Below are 22,692 nucleotides of genomic sequence, written 5' to 3' on the forward strand. Positions count from 1 at the left end.
GCTGCTGTGCGGCCGATCCAGTACGGGCCGCGGTTCGTCAGGCAGGCTCAGCCTCGTCCACCGGCACGGTCCAGACAAGTCGGGTCCCGGCGGACTCGCCGGGTCCCAGCTCCATCGAGCCGCCACGGTGTCGTGCCCGCCGTGCGAGGTTGTCCAGACCGGATCGGCGAGTCCCCGGCCCGAGTCCCTGACCGTCGTCGACGACGCTCACCGTGACGTCGTCCCCCACCTCGACGGAGACCTGCACCGCGGTCGCGCCGGCGTGCCGTGCAGCGTTGCTCAGGCCCTCACGCAGGACGGCGAGGACATCGACGGCCACCGACTCGTCGAGGTCGTCGGTGCGGCCCGTGAGCCGCAGCTCGGGTGGGAAGCCGAGGGTGACGGAGGCATCCCTGCAGATCGCGCTGATCTCACTGGTGAGCGCGCGGGAGCCGACCTGACGGTGCAGGCCGAAGATCGTGTGCCGGATGTCCTTGATCGCGGAGTCGATGTCGTCCACGGCCCGGTCGAGCCGGTCCCGCACGGCCGGGGTGCTCGCCCGAGCGGCCGACTGCAGCGACATCCCGGTGGCGAACAGCCGCTGGATCACGTGGTCGTGCATGTCGCGGGCGATCCGGTCCCGGTCCTCGTACAGCACGGAGCGAGCGCGGTCGGTCTGGGCCGTGGCCGCTCCCAGAGAAACGGTGAGGCGGTGCGCGAACGAGGTGAGGCCCCCCACGTGCTCGAGCGACCTGTCACCCTCCAGCCAGTCCACGACGAGGACCCCCAGCGGGACGTCCCCCAGCCTGAGTGGCGCGGTGAACCTGGTCCTGCTCACGCCCTCGTCGTCAACAGTCACGGTCTGCGGCTTGCCCAACAGGGCAGCGCGCAGCCCCGGGTCGGCCACCTCCGAGCCCTCCGGATGGCCCGGGTCCGTCGAGGCCCTCACCACCAGGGCACCGTCGACGGTGCGGGCGACGAAGCACGACGTCGCAGCGGTGAGCTCGGTGACCCGCGTCGTGACCTGCTGGAGCACGGTCTGCTCGCCCACCCCGTTGAGCAGGTCGGAGGACGCCCGGTAGGCGGTGTCGATCCAGTGCTGCTGGGACCTCGTCCGGTCGTAGAGCCGGGCGTTCTCGATCGCGATGCCGGCCGCCGAGGCCAGGGCGACGAGGACGGCCTCGTCGTCGACGCTGAACTCCGGCGCGCCGCGCTTGTCGGTGAGGTAGAGGTTGCCGAAGACCTCGTCCCGGATTCGGACCGGCGCGCCGAGGAAGCTCGTCATCGGCGGGTGGTTCGGGGGGAAGCCGTAGGACTCGGGGTGGCGCGCGATCTCGGCGACGCGCTGGGGCTGCGGACTGTCGATGATGAGCCCGAGGAGGCCTCGCCCGTGGGGCAGGTCCCCGATCGCCGCTCGTTCCTCGTCGGTGACCCCGTAGGTCACGAACTCGACGAGGTCCTTGCCGCTGGGCCCGATGACCCCCAGCGCCCCGTAGGTCGCGTCGACGAGCTCGCACGCCGCGAGGACGATGCGGTGCAGGACGTCGGCCAGGTCGAGGTTCGAGCTCACCGCCACGACGGCGTCGAGCAGCGCGCTCATGCGCCCTTCGGAAGAGGGTGCGTCCACGGTGCCCACGAGCACAAATGTATGCCGTCCGCCAGGTTTGGGTGGCATCTCTCCCCGGCAGGCCGGGGAGGCCGACCCGCTCGCCGGGCACCACGGCATACGGTGCCTGTCGCGTGTCGACTAGACCGCGGCTGCGACCGGCGACCACGCGAGGGTCCGGGCGCACGGTGGCACGACCAGCACGTCGCACACGCCGGCGTCGAGAACTGCGCGTGCGACGGACCCGGCCACGAGGCCGGACAGCCGCGTCAGGCCACGCGTCCCGACGACGAGCAGGTCATCCCGTGCGCACTCCGTCGTCAGCACCGCGAGCGCGTCGCCCACACCGACCACCACCCGCGAGGACACCGCACCGGTGTGCTCGGCGTGACGCACCGCCATCCAGGTCTCGTCCCACACGTCCGGACGGGCGATGCCGCCACCGACCTCGCTCGGGCGGACGGCTCGCACGATGACGAGGTCGCGTCCGCGAACCATCGCCTCGGCCGCCGCGATGCTGATGAGCTCCTCCTCCCCTCCGCGTCCGTCCACCCCCACGACCACACGGCGCTGGCGGGGCATGCGCGGATGGGAGACGCCTCGTTCGCGGGGAACCAGGACAGGGCACCCCAGCCTGCGCACCATCGCCGGGCCGGGCGAGCTCATCGACATGGCGCGCTGCCCCTCGCTTCCCTGCGAGCCGAGGACGAGGACGGCGGCCCGGGCAGCGAGCTCAGGGAGGGCCGTTCCGTCGAGGTCGCCGACCATGTGCTCCACCGCGACCCGAGGTGCCTGCATCACCGCCCTCTCCTGCGCGAGCTGTGCCGTCTCGTGGGCTCTCCCCCATGCCGCCGCCTCCTCCTCGAGGTGACCCCGCAGGGACCTGTCGACCGGTGCGCTGTGGCTCGGCACGACCAGCAGGGTCAGGCCATGCCCCCGATCGGCCGCCAGGCGCGCGGCGACGTCCACCGCGTGGTTGCTGTGCCACGACCCGTCACACCCGACGACGACGGTGTCGCGCTGTTGACTGGTGACCACGACTGCGCTCCTGTGTGCTCGGAAGTTCTCCACACAGCCAGCGTCACCCCTGGTCGAGGGCTGGGGATGGGCCCTTGGTCCCTCATCTCGGCACCGAACGGCCACGGATGGCCGTCACGGCGCTGGCTCCGCCCAGAGCCACAGCAGCAGTCACCAACGCCGGACGACGACGCGGCGGGTCGAGCACGGCCAAGCCCACCATGGTGGCCGCGTGGAGGAGGTCGACGGCAATCTCCACGCGCTGGAGCCGGGCCGGGAAGAGCACCTGCGTCACGCCGGTGGCGACGTGGCGCGCTCCGAGGAACCGGACCGCGATCTCGTCGACCTCGCTGGGTGCGTGACCTGTCAGGCGACGCCAGACCGGTGACCCCGCGACGAGGAGGACCGTCCCCCACCCGATGCCGGCGGCTCCCACCGCGCCCATCAGGCGCCCGGTATCACCGTCGCGGGAACCGCTCACCTGCGCCGCCCCACTGCGGCGGCGATGCCGGCGGCAGCGCCGACCAGCCCGGCGGCGACGCCGAGCTGGGGATAGCGGTGTGACACCCACTGCTGCGGACTGCTGTTCTTGGCCTTGTCGTCGAACACGCCGTGCGCGCCGAAGTCGCGGCCCCCCTCACCGTCGGCCGGCTCCCACAGGTTGGCGATGTCGCTCTCGGACTTGAGCTCGGCGTTCTGCTGGGAGGCGAAGCCGGTCCTTCCCAGGTAGCGGTCCAACAGGCCCGGGGCGACCGCGTTGGCCAGCAGGGTGCCCACGGTGCTCGCCCCCACCCAGTACTCGCGCCGTCTGGGGTGGTCGGCGGCGAAGACCACCGCGCGAGCGGCGACTTCCGGCTGGTAGATGGGAGGCACGGGCTGCGGGTGCTTCGGCAGTCGGGAGAGCACCCAGGAGAACTGCGGGGTGTTGACAGCCGGCATCTGCACCATGGTCACGTGCACGTTGCTGTGCTCGTGCAGCAGCTCGCAGCGCAGCGCCTCGTGGAAGCCCTGGATCGCATGCTTGGCACCGCAGTAGGCCGTCTGCAGGGGGATCCCGCGATAGGCCAAGGCCGAGCCGACGTGCACGATCGTGCCCCGGTTGCGAGCCTTCATCCGGGGCAGCACCGCCATCGTCGCGTAGACGTAGCCGAGGTAGCTCACCTCCGTGACCCTGCGGAACTCCTCCGGCGCGATGTCGTCGAACTGGGCGAAGACCGAGGTGAACGCCACGTTGACCCAGACGTCGATCGGCCCGAGCTCCTCCTCGATGTGCTCGACGGCGGCCGCGACGGCCTGCGCATCCGAGACGTCCAGCGGCACCGTCAGGGCTCTCGCACCCAGCTCTCGGCAGTGGGCCGCCGCCGCGTCCAGCCCGGTCTGGCCGCGGGCGATCAGCGCCACTCGGTCCCCGCGACGCGCGAACTCCGTGACGGTTGCCCTCCCGATGCCTCCACTGGCCCCGGTCACTACGACGGTGCGTGACATGTCTGCTCCTTCACTGTTGTTCGCCCGCTCGGGCTGCTGGGGTGGTTCATCGGCCTGAGCCGCTGCGCTGGTCCTGTTCTGTGACGGTCACGCCCCAGCTCGCGGCAAAGGTCTCGCCGGGTTCGAGCCGAACGAGTCCGTCCCCGCTCTGCAGCGCGTTGGGTGCGCCGGTCATGGGCTCGGCGCCGAGTCCGCGGCGCCGCCGGTCGGGCGCCAGGGTGTCACCGGTGTAGATCTCCACGAAGGGGTAGGCCTCGTCCACCCACAGGCCGATTCCCCGGCCATCGCCGCGGGCGAGTCGCACCCACGCACGGCCGTCGGAGTCGCGGGTCAGGTCGGTGAAGGCGTCATCGATGGCGAGTGTGCCGATCTTCCTGCCGTGCCGGAAGTCGAAGCGTGTTCCGTCCACGGGCTCCGTGCCGGTCGGCAGCTGGCGTTGTGGGTCGGTCAGGATCCGCGTCTCTGCCTGCAGCTGCAGGATGCAGTCGTCGACCACGCCCTGCGCCGGGGAGAGATAGGGATGCTGCCCACAGGCATAGGGCGCGGCCTTGTCGCCGATGTTGGTCGCTGTGGTCGTCACTCGCAGGCCGTTGTCGTCCAAGTGGTATTCGACCCGCACGGCCAGGGTGAACGGGTAGCCCTGCAGCGGGAAGAGGGTGGTGGTCATCACCACGCGGTTGTCGAGGTGCTCGATGCAACGCCAGGACCGCCAGCGCAGGAAGCCGTGAATGGCGTTGTTCTTCTCCGGCTCGGTCAGCGCGACCTGGTGGTCCACGCCGTCGAAGTGGTAGCGGCCGTCGGCGAGCCGGTTGGGCCACGGGACCAGCGGCGCACCGTGCGCCCCGTCGCACATCTGGTCGAGGGCGTACGGCTGCAGCACCTGGTCGTCGCCGACGTCGTAGCAGCGGATGCCTCCACCGACCTCAACGATCGTCGCACGCTGGTCACCGTGCGCGATCTCGAACTGCTCCCCGGACGGAGCGTGGCTCCGGCCTGCGTGCTCCATCGGCGCTGGCTTCGCGCTGAGCCAAGGGTTGTCCCGCGTGTGACGGGCGACCTCCTGGTCGGAGGCACCCGGTCCCCGGCCCTCGAGCAGGGCGGCCCGCAGCTCGGCCACGCGCTCGGCGGACGAGCCCGCATCGGGGCTCGTGCGACGTTCGGAGTCTGCATCGTTGGTGGAGTTCACCACATCACTCTCCCACATACTCTTGCGCTGTCGCAACCGTTGCGCCTACGCTACAAATGGATGCACAGGTCGAGACGACGCTCGCCGGAACCGTCGACCACATGTGAGCAGTGTCCGCCAAAGCCGTGCCAAGGAGCAGATCTGGTGCCCGACTTCTTCCCGATGTGGGTCGTCATCACCCACTTCCTCAACCTCTTCTTCATGCTGCTGTTGTTCCGCTCGGGTTTCGAGGTGCTCTCGGCCTTCCCGAAGCTGTACTGGAACGACGACAGCTCCCCGGGCCGCGAGTGGCTACGGCTGTCGAGGACCGTCCACGGCGCAGACTCACGCAAGCCATGGTCCTCCTCGGCCGAAGAGGAGGCGTGGTCACCGCTGGTCGCGCTCCCGGGCAGGAAGAACCTGGGCCTGGGCCGGCACTGGCACTTCCTCAGCATCCAGTTCTGGATTCTCACCGGCGCGGTCTACATCGTCATGGTCGTCGTCACCGGGTACTGGCACTACCTCGTGCCCCAGCACTGGTCACTGTTTCCGGACGCCATCAGGTCGATCGGGACCTACCTCCAGTTCCAGATCCCGGCCAAGATCCCCGGCGAGGCCTTCGAACCGGCGCAGAAGCTGGCCTACTTCGTCGTCATCTTCGTCATGGCTCCACTGCAGATCGCCTCGGGTGCCGCCATGTCACCCACGGTCCTCGCCCGCTTCCCTTGGTACGGCCGGCTGTTCGGGGGCAAACAGGGCGCCCGAAGCGTGCACTTCGTGCTCATGTGCGCCTTCGCCGCCTTCACCGTCCTGCACACCGCGCTGGTCGTCGTCCACGGCTTGCCGCACGAGCTGGCCCTCATTGTGCTCGGCGACCCCGACGGCAACCGCAGGTTGGCCATCGGCCTTGGCGTGGCCGGCGTCGTGATGATTCTGACCCTCCACGTCATCATCACCTGGTTCTCGTTGCGCCACCGCCGACGTACCCAGCGCCTGCTGGGCCTCATGGTGGACCCTTTCGAACGAGCCGTGTCCCGGACCTTCACGTCCACCCAGCAGTTCGCTCCCGAGGACATCTCCCCGTACTTCCGGGTCAACGGCTTCCCACCCCCGGGGGATGACTACCGCAGGCTGGCGGAGGACAACTTCCGCGACTACCGCCTGAGCGTCGCTGGCCTCGTGGAACGCCCCCTGGAGCTCTCCCTCGGCCAGCTGCGGACACTGGGCGAGCAGTCGCAGATCACCAAGCACAACTGCATCCAGGGCTGGACGGCGGTCGCCCAGTGGGCAGGGGTGCCGCTCGCGCGACTCATGGAGGAGGTGCGCCCACGCCCCGAGGCCCGGCACGTCGTCTTCTACGCCATGGACGACAAGGGTCTGACCGAAGGCGAAGGTCGCTACGGCTACTACTACGGCACCATCCCGATCCACCTGGCGGACGACCCCCAGACCATCCTCGCGCTCGAGATGAACGGCGCGCCCCTCCCGGTGGAGCACGGAGCGCCCGTGCGCCTCAGGGTGGAGACCCAGCTCGGCTTCAAGATGGTCAAGTGGGTCACGGGCATCGAGCTCGTCGCCGACCTCACCGACATCGGCGCAGGCATGGGCGGGTGGCGCGAGGACCAGCAGTTCTATGCCCGGGGCGCAGGGATCTGACGCCGCGATCTGACGCCGCGCCGGCATCCCGGCGATCCGGTCAGCTCTGAGCGCTGGGCCTGCGCGAGCTGGCCCTGGGCCAGCCGAGCTTCCACGCCGAGTCGCCGTGCGTCTCCCCTGCCGCCTCGGCGAAGGCGAGCATCGCGTTGGCAAGCGTGCGGCGGCGTGACTGCGGCACGTCCTCGAGGATGGCGGCGATGGCGCGACGGCGACGAGTGATGAGCTCGTCGACTAGCGCCTGCCCGTCAGCGGTCAGCTCCAGGGTCAGGTTGCGCCGGTCGAGCGCCGACTCGGTGCGCGCCAACAGTCCCGCGTCGACGAGCCGGTCGCAGGCCCGGCTGGCGTTGGAGGGGTGCACCCCCATCGACTGGGCCAGGGCCCCCAGGTTCAGCCCGCCACGCGTTGCGACCAGCATGAGCACGCGCAGCTGCGGAAGCGTCACCCGGTCCCCCACCTCCGAGACCCCTTGCGCGGCAATGCCGACCAGTGCCTGCGCGGCGACCATCACCGCGTACACCTCAGCGTCCGTGCCCGCTGAACCTTCCACCCCGCCCTGCTTCGTTGCCATGCCTTCAGTATGCCGGATGGTTGCCATACCGCAAGCATCCCTCTATGCTTGCTGTTACGCAACCATTGCTCGTCGACCGTGTCGTGCCTGTGAGTTTTCAGGCCAGCACTCGGCCGCGAGGACCGAGAGGATGACAGATGGCAGCAACATCAGGTTCCGCAGCGGTGAGCGCGCCGGCTCTGCACGGCATAGACCGGATGGTCCGCAACATCGAGACCGGACGGTTCGAGCGCAGCCTGTCCGCCCTGACCGCCGTCGGCGCGGTGGTCACGGCCACGGAGATCTTCTTCGAGCACGACTCCGCCAGCTTCGGCAACAAGCTGATGTGGCTCCCGGTCGCGATGGGCCCGATCGGCGCTGCGGCCGGCATTGCCGGAGCGGTGAACCACCGGATGGCCAAGACCTTCCTTCCGATCGCGTCACTGACGATCATCGCCAACGGTCTGCAGGGCACCTACCTGCACGCCCGCGGCATCGGCCAGAAGCCCGGCGGGTGGCGCAACGCGAGGTACAACATGGAGATGGGGCCACCGTTGCTGGCACCGCTCCTCGTGACGATGGTGGGCGGCATGGGCCTGCTCGCGGCGATCCTCCGGCGCGAGAAGTGAGGCTCCCCAGGCGCGGTGCCGAGCCGGGCGCTCCACCGGCCGGGCAGCCGTGGTCCGGTCGCTTCCCCGGTTTCGACGTGCTCGACCAGAGCAGCCACTGGGACCCCGCGACCACCGGAGTGGTCCTTGCGCGTGTCGGGATGGCCCCCGACATCCGGTTCTTCACTCCCGACGAGGAGGCGGTCGCCACGGCGCTGTGCGACCAGCTCCTGGCCCAGGACGACGCCACCGAGCCGCAGGCACGGGTCGCGGTCGTCAACATGATCGACGCCCGCCTGGCGGAGCGGCAGACCGACGGATGGCGCTATGACGACATGCCCGATGACGGCCAGGCGTGGCGAGAGAGCCTTGCGTGGCTCGATGCAGACGCGAACGAGCAGTTCGGCTGCGACTTCGCGGCATGCTCCCGTGCACAGCAGGGCAGCCTGATCCACTCCGTCCAGAACCGGGGATCGGACACGTGGCACGGCCTGTGTGCCGAGCGGGTGTGGAGCCTGTGGACCCGCTACGCCTGCACTGCCTTCTACTCGCATCCCTTCGCCTGGAACGAGATGGGCTTCTCCGGCCCTGCCTACCCGCGCGGTTACAAGAATGCCGGTATCGACCGTCTGGAGCCCTTCGAGGTCCGCGATGCCAGACCAGGGGACGACCCGCTCAGGAGACGCGCATGAGCAACGTGCGCGAGCGCAACGAGTCGGCCTGGTTGCTGCCCCCTGACGGCAAGCGGGTCAACCACCAGCTGCGTCAGGACATGCGCCGGTTCGAGGACAACGACGAGGTCGACCTGCTCGTCGTCGGGTGTGGCGCCGGCGGGTCCACCATGCTTCAGCGCCTTGCCCGCGCGGGTTGGAAGGTGCTGGCGCTCGATGCCGGCCCCTTCTGGGACCCGGACACCGACTGGGTCAGCGACGAGGCGGGGTCACACCATCTCTACTGGACCGAGCCACGGGTCATCTCCGGGTCCGACCCTGTGCCTCTGGGGTCCAACAACTCCGGCCGTGGCGTCGGAGGCTCGATGGTGCACTACGCCGGCTACACGCCGCGCTTCCACCCCAGCGACTTCCGTACCCGGACGACGGATGGCGTCGGAGCGGACTGGCCCATCGACTACTCCGACGTCCAGCCCTACTACGAGGCGATCGAGGAGGAGCTGCCCGTTGCCGGTGAGAAGTGGCCGTGGGGTGACCCCCACTCCTACCCCTACCGCCCCCACCCCGTCAGCGGCAACGGCGACATCTTCCTGCGCGGTGCCGAGCGACTGGGACTCGTGGCCAAGGTCGGCCCCGTCGCCATCGTCAACGGGCGCTTCGGCAACCGGGCCCACTGCATCTATCGCGGCTTCTGCCTGCAGGGCTGCAAGGTCAACGCGAAGGCCTCACCACTGATCACCCACATCCCTGACGCCCTCGCCCACGGCGCAGAGGTCCGGTCCAACTGCATGGTCACGAGGATCGAGGTGGACGAGCGGACCGGCCGTGCCACCGGCGTGCACTACGTCCACGAGGGGGTGTCGCGGTTCCAGCGAGCCAACGTGGTGGTCGTCGCGGGCTACTCCATCGAGACGCCCCGCCTGCTCCTCAACTCCGCCGATGCCCGGTTCCCCGAGGGGCTGTGCAACGACTTCGACCAGGTGGGCCGCTACCTCATGGTGCAGGGAGCGCCACAGACGGCGGGACGGTTCGACGAGGAGGTGCGCATGTACAAGGCACCGCCACCCGAGGTCAGCACCGAGGCGTTCTACGAGACCGATCCCACCAAGCCCTACAAGCGTGGGTTCTCCATCCAGACCGTCTCTCCCCTGCCGATCACCTGGGCCGAGCACGTCACCGCGCAGGGGTACTGGGGCGCCGACCTGCGCGCCTACATGAGCGACTACGTGCACTGGTCGTGCCTGGGGGCTCTGTGCGAGTTCCTCCCCCAGCCGGACAACCGGGTCACGCTCGCCGACGAGAAGGATCGCCACGGACTACCCGTCGCGCACTTCTCGTACTCACAGTGCGACAACGACGGCGCCCTGATGCGGGCGGCCCAGGAGGTCATGGAGGACATCCTGCGGGCTGCGGGCGCGGACGAGGTGATCACCATCGACCGCTTCGCCCACCTCGTCGGCGGGGCACGGATGGCTGTCGACGAGCAGCATGGCGTCGTCGACTCGAACTGCCGAACCTTCGCCGTGCCCAACCTCTACATCACCGACGGGAGCGTGCTGCCCACCCAGGGAAGCGCCAACCCTGCCCTGACCATCATGGCCGTTGCGGCACGCGCGGCCGACCGGCTCGTCGCGGCCTCCCGTCGGGGCAAGGAGCAGCCATGAGTGACACCGTGACCGACCCGGTTGCCGGGTCGAGCATCGACAGCGTCGAGGTCAGCGCCTTCACGGTGCCGACCGATGCGCCCGAGGCGGACGGCACCATCAGCTGGGACTCCACCACCATGGTCCTGGTCCGCGCCCGTTCCGGGGACGTCGAGGGCATCGGGTGGACCTACGGCCCGACCGCGTGTGCCACCGTGGTCCGTGCCGAGCTCGCCGACCTCGTGGTGGGACGCAACGCCATGGACGTCGCCGGCTCCTTCCAGGCCATGGTCAGGTCGGTGCGCAACGCGGGTCGCGGGGGCATCGCGGGCTATGCCATCTCGGCGGTCGACGTCGCCCTGTGGGACCTCAAGGCCCGGCTGCTCGGCCTCCCGCTGCACCACCTCCTCGGCGCCGTCTCCGCCACGGTCCCGGTCTACGGAAGCGGCGGGTTCACGACCTATGACGAGCAGCAGCTGCGCCACCAGCTGGGTGACTGGGTGCTCGAACAACGGATTCCGCGGGTGAAGATCAAGATCGGGGAGTCCTGGGGAACCACGCCGGAACGCGACCTTGCGCGGATGCGACAGGCCAGGGATGTCATCGGCGAGAGCACCGAGCTGTTCGTCGACGCCAACGGCGGCTACACGCGCAAGGAAGCGATCCGGGTCATGTCCGCGGCGACCGACCTGGACGTGCACTGGTTCGAGGAACCGGTCTCCTCCGACGACCTCGCGGGCCTGCACGAGGTCCGGGACAACGTGGCCGCCGACGTCGCTGCCGGTGAGTACGGCGACGACCTCCACTACTTCCGGCGGATGTGCGCTGCCGGGGCGGTCGACTGCCTCCAGGCCGACGCCTCGCGCTGCGGCGGCATCACCGAGTTCGTCCGGGTCGCCGCCGTGGCCGCATCCTTCGGACTCGAGGTCTCGGGTCACTGCGCGCCGCACCTGCATGCCCACGTCGCCGCCGCAACGCCGAACCTGCGCCACCTCGAGTGGTTCCACGACCACGTCCGCGTCGAGTCGTTGTTCTTCGACGGCACCCTCGACCCCACGGGAGGCACCATCACCCCGGATCCCGAGACACCCGGTCACGGCCTGACCCTGCGGGTCGCCGATGCCGAACGCTACCGAGTCGCATAGCCGAGCGCACGACACAAGACGGGCGTTACGGCATACCGGCGTGGCGCACCATGGAAGAGAGCTTGCCGCACGACAACAACGCCGCTGCGGTGCTCGTGAAGGTTCGCCAGAAGGAGAAGCACCATGGCCAATGTCAGCGATTTCGTCATCCAACGGATCCGCGAGTGGGGGGTGAGCCGGGTCTTCGCCTTCCCCGGGGACGGCATCGGCGAGTTCGACGGCGCCCTCGGAGCGGCGCAGCGCGAAGGCGACGGTCTGGACTACATCCGGCCCACGCACGAGGAGATCTGTGCGCTGATGGCCACGGCCCATGCCAAGTTCACCGGAGAGGTCGGTGTCTGCGTGGCCACCTCCTCGCCGGGCGCGTTCCACATGCTCAACGGGCTGTACGACGCGAAGAGCGACAACCAGCCCGTCGTCGCCATCGTGGGCCAGCAGGCCACCAGCTCGTTGGGGACCTTCGAGCAGCAGGAGGACAACATCGAGCGCACGATGGAGGACGTCGCCGTCTACGTGCAGACGGTCGTCACTCCGCAGCAGGCCCAGGCCGTGGTCGACACGGCCTTCCGGATGGCGCGGGTGCGACTGGGCCCTGCTGTCGTCGTGCTGCCTCACGACGTGCAGGGCATGGAGATGCCGGAGCTGGAGCCGGCCAACGGCGTGTCCCGCTCCAGTGCGGTGGCACCGTCCACCTCCGTCAGCCCGGCCCAGGGCGAGATCGAGAAGGCCGCTGAGATTCTCAACGCCGGATCCAAGGTCACCTTCCTGGTCGGACACGGGTCCAACGGCGCCACGGACGAGGTTCTGGAGGCAGCCAGGCTCTGCGGTGCAGGGATCATCACCGCCTTGCGCGCCAAGCAGGTGGTTCCCTCCGACGTCCCCTTCCACACCCAGCAGCTGGGTTTGCTCGGCACGCGCGCCAGCCAGCACCAGATGGAGGGCTGCGACACGCTGGTGCTGCTGGGCACCAACTATCCGTACTCGCAGTTCCTGCCCGAGAGCGGTCAGGCGCGCGCGATCCAGGTCGACCTCAAGCCGGAGCAGATGGGCCTGCGCTACCCGACCGAGCTGAACATCTGGGGGGACGTCAAGCAGACCTTGCTCGCGCTGATCCCGCACCTCCGGGCCAAGGACGACCTGTCCTGGCAGGAGTCCGTCGCCAAGGACATGGTCGAGTGGGAGAACGAGGTGCGCGCCCAGGCGATGCTGCACTACTCCGACGGCGTCAACCCGCGCCGCGTCTTCCACGAGCTGAACCAGCGGCTGCCTGACCGGGCCATCGTCACCTGCGACGCCGGATCCACGGCGGACTGGTACGGACACCACATCCGCCTGCGCGACGGCATGATGGGTGACCTCTCGGGCAGGCTGGCGAGCATGGCGGCCGCGATGCCCTACGCGACTGCGGCGAAGTTCGCGTTCTCCGACCGCTGCGTCGTGTGCACCATCGGTGACGGGGCCTTCCAGATGCTGGGCATGAACGAGCTCATCACCGTCAAGAAGTACCTGAGCAAGTGGGAGAACCCGCAGTTCATCGTCATGGTGCTGCACAACAACGACCTGACCCAGGTCTCATGGGAGATGCGTACCGAGGACGCCAACCCCGTCTGGTCCACCTCGCAGGACGTCGAGTCCGTGGACTACGCAGGCTGGGCAGAGCTCCTCGGGTTCAAGGGCATCCGGGTCACCGACGACGACGACGTGGCCGCCGCTTGGGATGAGGCGTTCGCGCACCAGGGAGTCACGCTCATCGACGCGCACACCAGCAAGAACGTGCCGCCGTTGCCGCCCAAGATCACGGCGAAGTACGCCATGAACACCGCCAAGGCCCTGCTGCACGGCGACCCCGACGAGGCCGGTGTCATCCGCGACTCGGCCAAGGCGGTCGCCTCCGAGGGGGTCGAGCGGCTCAAGGGCAAGCTCAACATCGGCCAGCACGAGGACGAGCAGTGAGAACTTCTTGAGCAGTGAGGACTCGTGAGCAGTGAGGACTCTCAAGAAGCGCTCAGCCTTGGGCGCCTAGCGTGGGCTCTGTGGAGGCAAGCCCCGACCCCGGCATCGAACGCACCCGATCCGGACCCACTCGGCGGGTGGTGTTGGGCGCAGCCCTGACCGGTGCCTCCGGCGCCCTCGCGAGCTGCAGCCAGCCTTCCGGTCGGGCCGAGCCGACCCCAGCCTCCGCCACACCGGCCAGCGCGTCGCCGTCATCGTCGCCGTCATCGTCCGTGAACGAGACGACACCGCCACCCCCGGGAGCACCGCGCGTCGCCCTGACGTCGGGCCCGGACATCACGCACGGGCCGGCCTCAGGCCATCAGGTTGCCCTGACCTTCCACGGCCAGGGGCCCGTGCACCTGGCCGAGGAGATCATGGCGGCGTGCGCCACGGCGGAGGCGGGGATCACGGTCTTCGCGGTCGGTACTTGGTTGGTACAGAACCCGCGCATCGGCCGGCAGCTGGTGGCGGCCGGACACGAGGTCGGCAACCACACCTGGAGCCACCAGCAGATGAAGCAGCTCAGCGCGGCCCAGGCCGTCGACGAAGCCGTGCGTGGTGCTGCAGCCCTCACGGCAGCCATCGGCACCAGTGGTTGGTGGTTCCGTCCGTCCGGGACCCAGCGGAGCACTGCTGTCATCCGTGCCGCCGCGCTCGAGGCGGGCTACCACCGATGCATCTCCTACGACGTGGACCCTCAGGACTTCCTCGACCCCGGCGCACGGGCAGTGCGCCAGAGGACCCTTCAGGCAGTGAGGGGAGGTTCGATCGTCAGTCTCCACTTCGGCCACCAGGGCACGGTCGAGGCGCTTCCCCACGTTCTCGAGGGCCTGCACGCGAAAGGACTTCAGCCCGTCACGTTGTCCACTATGCTCCGGGACGCATGAGAGCAGGGTCCGGGTCCTCCCCCGCGGCAGACGCGAGCCCGTCCGTGTCGAGGCATGGTGGACGCCTCCACAGGCTCGTCCTCATCACCCTCATGGTGCTGGCGGGCGCGACAGGGTGCGCGGCCGTCAAGGAGCCCGCTCCGGCGAGGTCGACGGTTCCTGCGACCTCACCGGCTCCCAGCTCGGGGGCTTCCAGCACCAGCGGCCCGCCAGCTGGTACTGCGCTCAACGTGTATGCCGCCGCCGGTGCGGGCGACCTCAGCGAGGGCGCCCGCAGCGCGCGGCCCATGGTCTACGTCCCGAACACCCTGAGCAACACCGTGCAGCTCATCGACCCTCGCACCTACAAGGTGGTTGGACGCTTCCGCACCGGCCAGGAACCTCAGCACGTCGTCCCCTCGTGGGACCTCAAGACCTTGTGGGTCAACGCGGACCAGGGGAACAGCCTCACCCCGATCGACCCCACGACGGGCAGGGCCGAGCGACCCGTGGACGTCGCTGACCCCTACAACCTGTACTTCACCCCGGATGGCAAGCACGCCCTCGTCATGGCGGAGCGCCTGCGTCGCATCGACATCCGTGACGCCCGGCACCTGAAGCTGGAGCGTTCCCTGCCGGTCCCGTGCAGCGGGATCAACCATGCGGACTACTCCGCCGACCTCTCGATCTTGCTGGTCAGCTGCGAGTTCAGCGGCAAGCTCCTCGTCATCGACAAGGGCGTGACCAAGGTCCGCAAGGTGATCGACCTCAACGCGGTGAAGACGCCCGGTGCCACCTCGCCGCATGAGGCGATGGCCATGCCGGGAAGTCCGAAGAACGGCCTCGAGCGCGGCGCCAGCTCGATGCCCCAGGACGTCAGACTCGCCCCTGATGGCAAGCACTTCCTCGTGGCTGACATGCTGCGCAACGGTGTCTGGGTGGTCGATGCCCACGCTCTCACCGTGACGACGTTCGTCCACACCGGGCTCGGGGCGCACGGCCTCTACCCGTCACGCGACGGAGAGCGGGTGTTCGTGTCCAACCGCGACCAGGGCACGATCTCCGTGCTCGATGCCACGACCCTCACCCAGACCGGGCGCTGGACGATTCCCGGCGGCGGATCCCCTGACATGGGTGGAGTCACCACCGACGGCCGTGAGCTCTGGCTGGCCGGGCGTTATGACGCAGTCGTCTACGTGTTCGACACCACCACCGGCCGACTCCTTCACAAGATCCGCGTCGACTCGGGTCCCCACGGCCTCTGCGTCTGGCCCCAGCCCGGAAGGTTCAGCCTCGGCCACACCGGCAACATGCGCTAGTCCCACGGTCCTCGCCGGGCTTCAGTCCCGGCTCAGGGTCTCACTCGCAGACTGTCGTCGTGACCCTCGCTCCGGGACCCCGATCGGCGCGGCACGCTGAGTGGCCTCCCCCGACGCCATCACGTCGGCTGGTGGCCTCCCTCGCGCTTGGCCTGTGGGCGGTCGCGTGGACCGTCTACCTGACCCATCACGGCGGAGGTTCGTGGCACTTCTTCAGCACCGGCGGTCAGGTCCTCGCCGACCTGGACGACGGTACGAGGGCCGGACTCCATGTCTACGCCGAGCACCCGGTCCTGCAGATCGGGCCGGTGGCGTTGGGCATCGCCTGGGGGTTGGGCCAGGTCTCCGGCGGCAACGGACTGGTGGCCGCCGAGGTCACCGGCCTCCTCGCCGGCGCCCTGGTGGCGCTGCTGGGAGTCCGTCTCCACACGCGGCTGCAGCGTGCTCGAGGCGCCTCCGCTTCCCCTCACAGCGATCTGTTGGTCCTCATGGCGATCGCGTGCTTCACCCCGGTCTGGTTGTACGCCGCCATCAGCGCTGCCCACCTGGACGACATCTTGGCGCTCACCTTCTGCGTCGTCGGCGTGGTGCTCGTCGTCGAGGACCGCCCTGTGTGGGCCGGGCTCGCCCTCGCCCTCGCGACCGACTGCAAGCCCTGGGCGCTGCCCCTCGTCGTGGTGCTCCTCGCGCTTTCATCCAGGCGCGACCGGGCTACGGCCCTCGTCACCGCCGCCCTGGGGATCGCCGCAGGCTGGCTACCGTTCTTCGTCGCCGACCCCCACACGGTCCGGGCCCTGCACTACACGATCGTGAGCTCGCCATTGTCCGGACTGCACCTGTTCGACCCGGGGGCGCTGCGAACTCCCACGTGGGACCGACCGCTCCAGACGGTCCTCGGTGCCGGGCTCGCCGGTGCCGCCGTGTGGCGCAGACGTCCCACCGGCGCTGTGCTGCTGGTCATGGCGAGTCGGCTGGCTCTCGATCCCGGCGCACACCGCTACTACACGGCTGGCCTTGCTGCGGGCGCCCTCCTCTGGGACCTCACGGGCCCGCAGCACAGCTGGCCGCGATGGAGCCTCGCCGTCCTGGTGGGCCTGCACTATGCGCGCTGGGTTCCGGCGCTCAACCCGCTCCACGCCCCAGCCCTGGTGGTCTTCGCGGTTCTGGCGGTCGTCGCGGTCCTTGGTCCATCACGGGGCGCCACCCTCGTGCGAGATCAGCTGCGGCCACTCGTCGCTCGGTTCAGGGCGAGGCAGGTCACGAGGTCGTGGAACCGGCTCCCGTCGCGAACACGGCCCGACCGCCATACGTGAAACGCCGCGGCCAGGACGACTGCCCACGTCACACCTTCGACGTGACCGGGCAACCACGTGCCCGGACGAGCCTGCGGTCCCCACCTTGGCACCGTGGCCGACAGGAGTTGCCAGTTCAGGTCAGTCTGGACACGGGGACACCGAACCGTGCGAGGCGTACCAGGTCGCGCCGCCACCTCGACGTCCGGCGGGTGTCCGCAATCGCCAGAAGGATCTCGTCGACCGGCTCGCTCAGCACGGATTCCTCGATGGCTTCAGCCGGGTCATGTCGCACGGATACGGAGCCGATGACCGTGGTGCCCGCAGCCTGCTCCAGCTGAGGAACGGTCTCGAGCAGGATGCACTCGGCCTCGAAGGCGAGGTCGTGGCGTTCGGGGTGGAGCAGGTGCAGCTCCGCCCGCGCGGGGTTGAGCACGACGAGCCGGAACTGGACCTCGGGGCGGGTCGCCCGCTCGGCCACGAAGCGCAGCAGCGCAGGTGAGGGGCTGGCGGTGTCCGTCATCACCAGCACCCTCGTCCTGCGTTGCGCCACGGGTCAGAACTCGTGATGGCCCACCGCGTCCAGCTCTCGCGAGCGGATGGCGGCGCGTTCCGTGCGGTCCTTGTGGGTCACGCTGAGGTGGACCACCACAACGAGGATCGTCGAGAGGAACAGGATGCTGGTGCCCAGGGTCCCGAGGCCTGCGCCGCCCTCGTCCCGAGAGGAGGCGAGGAAGTCACCGATGTTGGCGCCGAGGGGTCGGGTGAGGATGTACGCGAGCCAGAAGCAGAGCACCGGGCCGGCGCCCAGCTTCCACGCGGCGAAGACGCCGGCGATGAGGGCGAGCGGCAACAGGACCGAGGCGCCGGCCGACCACCCGGTGAGCTCGAGCGTCCAGTCACCGACGGCCGTGCCCAGGGCAAAGGTCACCAGCACGGTGAGCCAGTAGAACGCCTCACGAGGAGTGGTGACGATGGAGTGGATCGACAAGGTCTGCTCGCGCACGTACCAGACACTGAAGACCGCTGCCAGGGCCACGGCGAAGACCGCGCTGCTCACCCAGAGCGGTATCCCGATGCCGTCGGTGAGGTTGTCGGTGAGAAGTGTCCCCACCACGCTGATCAGCACGACGGCCAGCCAGTAGACGGACGGAACGTACTGCTTCAGCCTGAACTGCACGACCAGCACCAGGACCAGGGCCAAGGAGAAGACGAGGGTGGTGTTTCCCAGCCCGAAACCCAACGTCTCGTTGACGTAGTCCGCGAAGCTCTCGCCGACGGTGGTGCAGAGGACTTTGATGACCCAGAAGTACACCGTGACCTCTGGGACCTTGTTGAGCATGGTGCGGCGTTGTTCAATGGCTTTCGTCGTCATGGGGCGCGACGATGCCAGCGCACCACTGAGCCGACCCTGAGCACGCGACGTCAGCGGACCCGGCCGGCACCCCTCAGCAACCTGGCGAGCGCCACGACGAGCAGCAGGAACAGGAGGCCGATGGGTAGCGCCACGAAGCCGTCGGTGTCGTGTCCGCGGAGGCTGGACACGAGGGGCGTGACGAGGATGGGCAGACAGGTGAGGGCCAGCCAGACCAGCTGACCTGCTGCGGTCGCGTACCCAAGCGGGCGCCTTCGGCGCAGGAGCACGCCGCTCGAGATGGCTGCCGGCAGGAAGAAAGCCAGGTCCAGCACGTGTACGGGATTCGTGGGGACGTTCCATGCGGTGGCACTGCGTGACGGTCCGCCGGACAGCAGGTCGGGCACGATCTCGGCCAACCAGAGGAGGACGAAGAAGGCGGGCACGACGATGAGGACCCAGGCGGGGCCCGGCAACCTCTGCGTGGCAAAGCGCTGCGTGACCGCGGGCCGGTCCACCGTGGCGACGACGCCGATGAGAGCGAAGATCGACAACCCGAGCACTGCGACCCAGACCAGGAACAGGGGCCCGAAGTTGATGGACAGGCTGTAGATCGCGTAGTTGTACACCGTGAAGGCCAGGACGCCCGGCAGACACAGGAGCGCCGGGAGGGAGCCCCTTCGGGCACGCAGAGCGAGCGACGCCAGCAGGGGCACCACGACGACCAGCGTCACGACGTCCTGGGCCGTGGCTGCGTCGAACAGCTCACGGGTCTCCCGCCCGTAGACCCGGTGGGCTGCGATCAGGCCCACAGCGCTTGCCACCGTCGCGAGAAGGGTCACTCCCGACGTCAGCCACGACCACGGCCGCGGCAGGGTCAGTGGCTGTGGCTGTGGCTGTGGCTGTGGCACGGCAGTGGGATCGCCCGCGACCCGCAGGGCGGACCCCGACGTCTCCAGGGTGCTGGGCACCATCGGACTGCCTGACCTGGTCCTGTCCATGGTCCAAGCGTCACGCCGCCCAGGAGGCGTCGGCAGGGCCGAAAGTCCTCACCTGCTCGGGAGAAGAAGCAGCCCCTGACCGCGGCTCGCGGTCAGGGGCTGTCTCGAACTGGTGGGCGATACTGGGTTTGAACCAGTGACCTCTTCCGTGTCAGGGAAGCGCGCTACCACTGCGCCAATCGCCCGTGAGGGGTACTACTTGAGGTGGAGACGGGATTTGAACCCGTGTAAACGGCTTTGCAGGCCGCTGCCTCGCCTCTCGGCCACTCCACCATTGAGGGGTGGCTAACCCTCCGAGCGGATGACCGGGTTCGAACCGGCGACCTCAACCTTGGCAAGGTTGCGCTCTACCAACTGAGCTACATCCGCGAATTTCACTCACGAAGTTTCCTTCTGTGCGTGCGGAGAGACAATAACTGACGCGTGACGCGAACTCCAAACCCGCCCCTGTCAGCGACCGGATCCCACCCGGATCCGGGGGATCACAAGGGTCTCCTCCTCGTTGATCGGGGTGAGCGGACGGCTCGCTGCGTCGCGGATTCCCTGCAGGTCGAGGTCGTCGTCGGAGGAACTGTCGTCGTCGTCCTCCGGGCCGTCAGGTGCCACCCGCGCGCCGCCGTCACGCGGGCCTGAGGCGCCGCTCGCGTCCGGCTGCGCCCGGACGAAGGCCGCCAGCCGGGTGCGCAGGCCGCGCTGCTCCCCCGACGGCCAGAGGTTGCGGATGGCGGCGTTGAGCGCGGCACCGATGAGCACCGCGATGGCGAGCATGTACAGCCAGATGAGCAGCACGATCGGGGCGCTGAGCGGCCCGTAGATCGATGTCCCGCCCAGCGATGCGGCGATGGAGCCACGCACCGCGAAGGAGGCCACCACCCAGATCAGCAAGGTGAGCACGGCACCGGGGATGTCCCGCGTCCAGGGGCTCCGAAGCGGCGTGGACACGTGGTACAGGCTGGTGAACGCCGCGATGACGAGCAGCGAGACCACGGGCCAGTAGAGCAACGTCAGGAAGCCCCAGCCCTGCGGCAGGAAGTCCCCGAGCAAGGTCGGTCCGATGAGCACCAACGGGATGGTCACGACCCCGACGAGCAGGGCCACGACATAGAGCGAGAAGCTCAGCGCCCGCGTCGGCACGATCCCGCGCACCCCCGACTGCCCGTACATGATCGAGACCGTGTCGACGAGCACGTTGAGGGCGCGCGACCCCGACCACAGCGAGAGGACAAAACCGACCGAGATCAGGTCGAAGCGCCCGTCCTGGAAGACGTCGTCGACGGTCGGCGCCAACGTCCTCGAGATGATGTCGTCGGTGAGGAAGCGCGAGGCGTACTGGTCGATCCCCACCCGCACGGTCTCGACGGTGTCCTCGCCGAGCCACCGCCCGACGTAGCCGACGCCGCCGAAGAGCCCCAGGACGAGTGGGGGCAGTGAGAGCAACGCGAAGAAGCCGGCCTCGGAGGCCAGCCCGGTCACCCGGTAGCGCAGGCAGATGCGGATGGTCTCGACCGTGAGGCGCGCCAGCGACTCCAGCGCGGGGAACCGCGCCAGCCATCGCCGCAGGCGTCGCTTCGCGTCTGTCACCACGTCACGCTATCGGGCGGCCCCGCCCACGAGGCCGCGGGACACGTCCGCGGACGACACGAGCCGGTCACAACTGTGGTCAGCGCGGCGAGGCGCCGGGTTAGCGTTTCGCCCGTGCAGACCCACGACGTCGTGAACCAGGTGCCGGACCTTGTCGGGCACAACCTCTTTGCCACCGATGCCGTCGCCGTCGAGGCGATGGACCGGTGGGGCCGACCCGAGGACCGGGCCGAGCTCGTGTCGCTCGGTGCGCTGGCCGGCAGCCCCGAGGCGCAGGCGTGGGCCGACGACGCCCATCGCAACCCGCCACGCCTGCTCACGCACGACCGGGTCGGGCACCGCGTGGACGAGGTGGCCTACGACCGCAGCTACCACGACCTGATGCGCACGGCCGTGGGTCACGGGCTCACGGCCGAGCCGTGGACCCGCCCCGCCGCCACCGGCGCTCACCTGCGGCGCGCCGCAGGCTTCGTCACGTGGTCGCGTGCCGAGGCGGGTCACCTGTGTCCGATCTCCATGACGTATGCCGCAGCGCCCGCCCTGCGGTCCTCTCCCACCCTCGCCGACCGCTGGCTCCCCAGGCTCGCCTCCCGGGACTACGACCCGGGGCTGAAGCCGTTCTCGGACAAGGCATCCGCGATCGCCGGCATGGGCATGACCGAGAAACAGGGCGGTTCGGACGTGCGCGCCAACGTCACCTCTGCCGTCGCGTCCCCTGGCGGCCCGATCGAGGGCGGCGAGACCTACCGCCTCACGGGTCACAAGTGGTTCTTCTCCGCGCCCATGAGCGACGTCTTCCTGGTCCTGGCGACGACGGAGGCCGGCATCACCTGCTTCCTCGTGCCCAGGGTGCTCGACGACGGCAGTCGCAACGCCCTGCGGCTGCAGCGCCTCAAGGACAAGCTCGGCAACAGGTCGAACGCCTCCTCGGAGGTCGAGTTCGAGCAGGCCTGGGCGGTGCGCGTGGGGGACGACGGCCGCGGCATACGCACCATCCTCGAGATGGTCTCCTCGACCCGTCTCGACTGCATCCTCGGCTCCTCGGCAACGATGCGCGAGGCCCTCACGCGGGCCGTGCACCATGCCCGCCACCGTTCCGCCTTCGGTGCCAAGCTCGTCGACCAGCCCCTCATGCGCAACGTCCTCGCCGACCTCGCCCTCGAGGCCGAGGCAGCCGAGCTGCTGGGGTTCCGGCTGGCCCACGCGGTCGATGCCGGCGAGAGCGAGCTGGCACGGCTCGGGGTGGCGCTGGGCAAGTTCTGGGTGTGCAAGCGCACCTCGCCGATGGTCGCCGAGGCCCTCGAGTGCCTCGGCGGCGCCGGCTACATCGAGGACAACGGCCTCGCCCGCCTCTATCGCGAGGCTCCGCTCAACTCGATCTGGGAGGGCTCGGGCAATGTCGGGGCCCTCGACGTGCTGCGCGCCATGACCCGGGAGCCGGCGAGCGTGGCAGCGCTCGACAAGGAGCTCTCGCTGGCTCGGGGGCACGACCAACGCCTGGACCGCGCGATCGACGCCGTCCCGGGGCTCGTGGCCTCCGCCGGTGCCGACGACGGCCAGTGGCAGGCCCGCCGCATCGTGGAGCACCTCGCCGTCACCCTCCAGGCCGCCCTGCTGACACAGCACGCGCCCAGCTCCGTGTCCGAGGCGTTTGTCGCCGGCCGGCTGGGGACTGGGGGCCACGGCGCCACCTTCGGCACGCTCGACAGCCTCGGGGCGGGCGAGGTCACCGAGATCCTCGACCGCGCCTTCGCCTGATCAG

20 protein-coding genes and 3 tRNA genes are annotated in these 22,692 nt (G+C 69.4%); 10 read left to right on the plus strand and 13 right to left on the minus strand.

Going from position 1 to position 22,692, the window contains the following annotated elements; genetic code table 11:
- Positions 1 to 37: 37 nt before the first annotated feature.
- The 5 genes from ASG74_RS13665 to ASG74_RS13685 all read right to left on the minus strand — a co-directional run bounded on the left by ASG74_RS13665 (position 38) and on the right by ASG74_RS13685 (position 5,273).
- The gene (locus ASG74_RS13665; RefSeq protein WP_056144548.1) at positions 38 to 1,579 is read right to left on the minus strand and encodes a GAF domain-containing sensor histidine kinase; all 1,542 of its coding nucleotides are present in this window, start codon (positions 1,577 to 1,579) and stop codon (positions 38 to 40) included.
- Between the two features lie 147 nt (positions 1,580 to 1,726).
- Entirely contained in the window at positions 1,727 to 2,623 is an 897-nt protein-coding gene (locus ASG74_RS13670; protein WP_056144551.1) for a universal stress protein, read from the minus strand.
- Between the two features lie 82 nt (positions 2,624 to 2,705).
- Positions 2,706 to 3,047 carry a hypothetical protein gene (locus ASG74_RS13675; RefSeq protein ID WP_056144554.1) on the minus strand — a complete coding sequence of 114 codons (342 nt, stop codon included), beginning with the start codon at positions 3,045 to 3,047 and terminating at the stop codon, positions 2,706 to 2,708.
- A gap of 32 nt (positions 3,048 to 3,079) precedes the next feature.
- A complete protein-coding gene (locus ASG74_RS13680) occupies positions 3,080 to 4,087 on the minus strand; it encodes an SDR family oxidoreductase (protein WP_056144557.1) in 1,008 nt (335 codons plus the stop codon).
- A 46-nt stretch (positions 4,088 to 4,133) separates the two neighbouring features.
- Positions 4,134 to 5,273 carry an aldose 1-epimerase family protein gene (locus tag ASG74_RS13685; protein ID WP_200942614.1) on the minus strand — a complete coding sequence of 380 codons (1,140 nt, stop codon included), beginning with the start codon at positions 5,271 to 5,273 and terminating at the stop codon, positions 4,134 to 4,136.
- Positions 5,274 to 5,417: 144 nt separating this feature from the next.
- Between ASG74_RS13685 and ASG74_RS13690 the strand changes: the two genes are divergently transcribed.
- A complete protein-coding gene (locus tag ASG74_RS13690) occupies positions 5,418 to 6,908 on the plus strand; it encodes a molybdopterin-dependent oxidoreductase (protein ID WP_056144560.1) in 1,491 nt (496 codons plus the stop codon).
- Between the two features lie 40 nt (positions 6,909 to 6,948).
- Here ASG74_RS13690 and ASG74_RS13695 read toward each other — a convergent pair whose 3' ends face one another.
- Positions 6,949 to 7,476 carry a MarR family winged helix-turn-helix transcriptional regulator gene (locus ASG74_RS13695; protein WP_056144834.1) on the minus strand — a complete coding sequence of 176 codons (528 nt, stop codon included), beginning with the start codon at positions 7,474 to 7,476 and terminating at the stop codon, positions 6,949 to 6,951.
- A gap of 137 nt (positions 7,477 to 7,613) precedes the next feature.
- Between ASG74_RS13695 and ASG74_RS13700 the strand changes: the two genes are divergently transcribed.
- From ASG74_RS13700 to ASG74_RS13735, 8 genes are all read left to right on the plus strand, one after another.
- On the plus strand, positions 7,614 to 8,084 hold the full coding sequence (locus ASG74_RS13700) for a hypothetical protein (protein WP_056144563.1): 471 nt from the start codon (positions 7,614 to 7,616) through the stop codon (positions 8,082 to 8,084).
- Positions 8,081 to 8,755 carry a gluconate 2-dehydrogenase subunit 3 family protein gene (locus ASG74_RS13705; protein ID WP_056144565.1) on the plus strand — a complete coding sequence of 225 codons (675 nt, stop codon included), beginning with the start codon at positions 8,081 to 8,083 and terminating at the stop codon, positions 8,753 to 8,755. The genes ASG74_RS13700 and ASG74_RS13705 overlap by 4 nt, the downstream gene beginning before the upstream one ends.
- A complete protein-coding gene (locus ASG74_RS13710; RefSeq protein WP_056144568.1) occupies positions 8,752 to 10,398 on the plus strand; it encodes a GMC family oxidoreductase in 1,647 nt (548 codons plus the stop codon). Before ASG74_RS13705 ends, ASG74_RS13710 begins: the two co-directional genes overlap by 4 nt.
- Entirely contained in the window at positions 10,395 to 11,522 is a 1,128-nt protein-coding gene (locus ASG74_RS13715; protein ID WP_056144571.1) for an enolase C-terminal domain-like protein, read from the plus strand. Before ASG74_RS13710 ends, ASG74_RS13715 begins: the two co-directional genes overlap by 4 nt.
- A 123-nt stretch (positions 11,523 to 11,645) precedes the next feature.
- Positions 11,646 to 13,475 carry a thiamine pyrophosphate-requiring protein gene (locus ASG74_RS13720; protein WP_056144573.1) on the plus strand — a complete coding sequence of 610 codons (1,830 nt, stop codon included), beginning with the start codon at positions 11,646 to 11,648 and terminating at the stop codon, positions 13,473 to 13,475.
- Positions 13,476 to 13,747: 272 nt separating this feature from the next.
- Positions 13,748 to 14,404, plus strand: coding sequence for a polysaccharide deacetylase family protein (locus tag ASG74_RS13725; RefSeq protein ID WP_235498971.1), 657 nt, complete (start codon positions 13,748 to 13,750; stop codon positions 14,402 to 14,404).
- Positions 14,401 to 15,702 (plus strand): YncE family protein, encoded by a 1,302-nt coding sequence (locus tag ASG74_RS13730; protein WP_156465400.1) that lies wholly within the window; start codon positions 14,401 to 14,403, stop codon positions 15,700 to 15,702. Before ASG74_RS13725 ends, ASG74_RS13730 begins: the two co-directional genes overlap by 4 nt.
- 131 nt (positions 15,703 to 15,833) lie before the next feature.
- Positions 15,834 to 17,015: a glycosyltransferase 87 family protein gene (locus ASG74_RS13735; RefSeq protein WP_056144579.1), complete on the plus strand. Its 1,182-nt coding sequence runs from the start codon at positions 15,834 to 15,836 to the stop codon at positions 17,013 to 17,015.
- 115 nt (positions 17,016 to 17,130) lie between these two features.
- Here the strand turns inward: ASG74_RS13735 and ASG74_RS13740 are convergent, their stop codons facing one another.
- The 7 genes from ASG74_RS13740 to ASG74_RS13770 all read right to left on the minus strand — a co-directional run bounded on the left by ASG74_RS13740 (position 17,131) and on the right by ASG74_RS13770 (position 20,930).
- Entirely contained in the window at positions 17,131 to 17,517 is a 387-nt protein-coding gene (locus ASG74_RS13740; protein ID WP_156465401.1) for a hypothetical protein, read from the minus strand.
- Positions 17,518 to 17,550: 33 nt separating this feature from the next.
- Positions 17,551 to 18,369, minus strand: coding sequence for a COG4705 family protein (locus ASG74_RS13745; protein ID WP_235498973.1), 819 nt, complete (start codon positions 18,367 to 18,369; stop codon positions 17,551 to 17,553).
- 50 nt (positions 18,370 to 18,419) lie between these two features.
- Positions 18,420 to 19,322 (minus strand): hypothetical protein, encoded by a 903-nt coding sequence (locus ASG74_RS13750; RefSeq protein ID WP_156465402.1) that lies wholly within the window; start codon positions 19,320 to 19,322, stop codon positions 18,420 to 18,422.
- A gap of 137 nt (positions 19,323 to 19,459) precedes the next feature.
- Positions 19,460 to 19,534: transfer RNA gene (locus ASG74_RS13755), tRNA-Val, on the minus strand.
- A 17-nt stretch (positions 19,535 to 19,551) separates the two neighbouring features.
- Positions 19,552 to 19,622: transfer RNA gene (locus ASG74_RS13760), tRNA-Cys, on the minus strand.
- Between the two features lie 23 nt (positions 19,623 to 19,645).
- Positions 19,646 to 19,718: transfer RNA gene (locus tag ASG74_RS13765), tRNA-Gly, on the minus strand.
- 81 nt (positions 19,719 to 19,799) lie between these two features.
- Positions 19,800 to 20,930 carry a YihY/virulence factor BrkB family protein gene (locus ASG74_RS13770; protein ID WP_056144590.1) on the minus strand — a complete coding sequence of 377 codons (1,131 nt, stop codon included), beginning with the start codon at positions 20,928 to 20,930 and terminating at the stop codon, positions 19,800 to 19,802.
- A gap of 114 nt (positions 20,931 to 21,044) precedes the next feature.
- Here ASG74_RS13770 and ASG74_RS13775 point away from each other — a divergent pair, with 114 nt between their 5' ends.
- Positions 21,045 to 22,688: an acyl-CoA dehydrogenase family protein gene (locus ASG74_RS13775; protein WP_056144592.1), complete on the plus strand. Its 1,644-nt coding sequence runs from the start codon at positions 21,045 to 21,047 to the stop codon at positions 22,686 to 22,688.
- The last annotated feature ends 4 nt before the right edge of the window (positions 22,689 to 22,692 follow it).

It is taken from the genome of Knoellia sp. Soil729, assembly GCF_001427985.1.
GTDB lineage: Bacteria > Actinomycetota > Actinomycetes > Actinomycetales > Dermatophilaceae > Knoellia.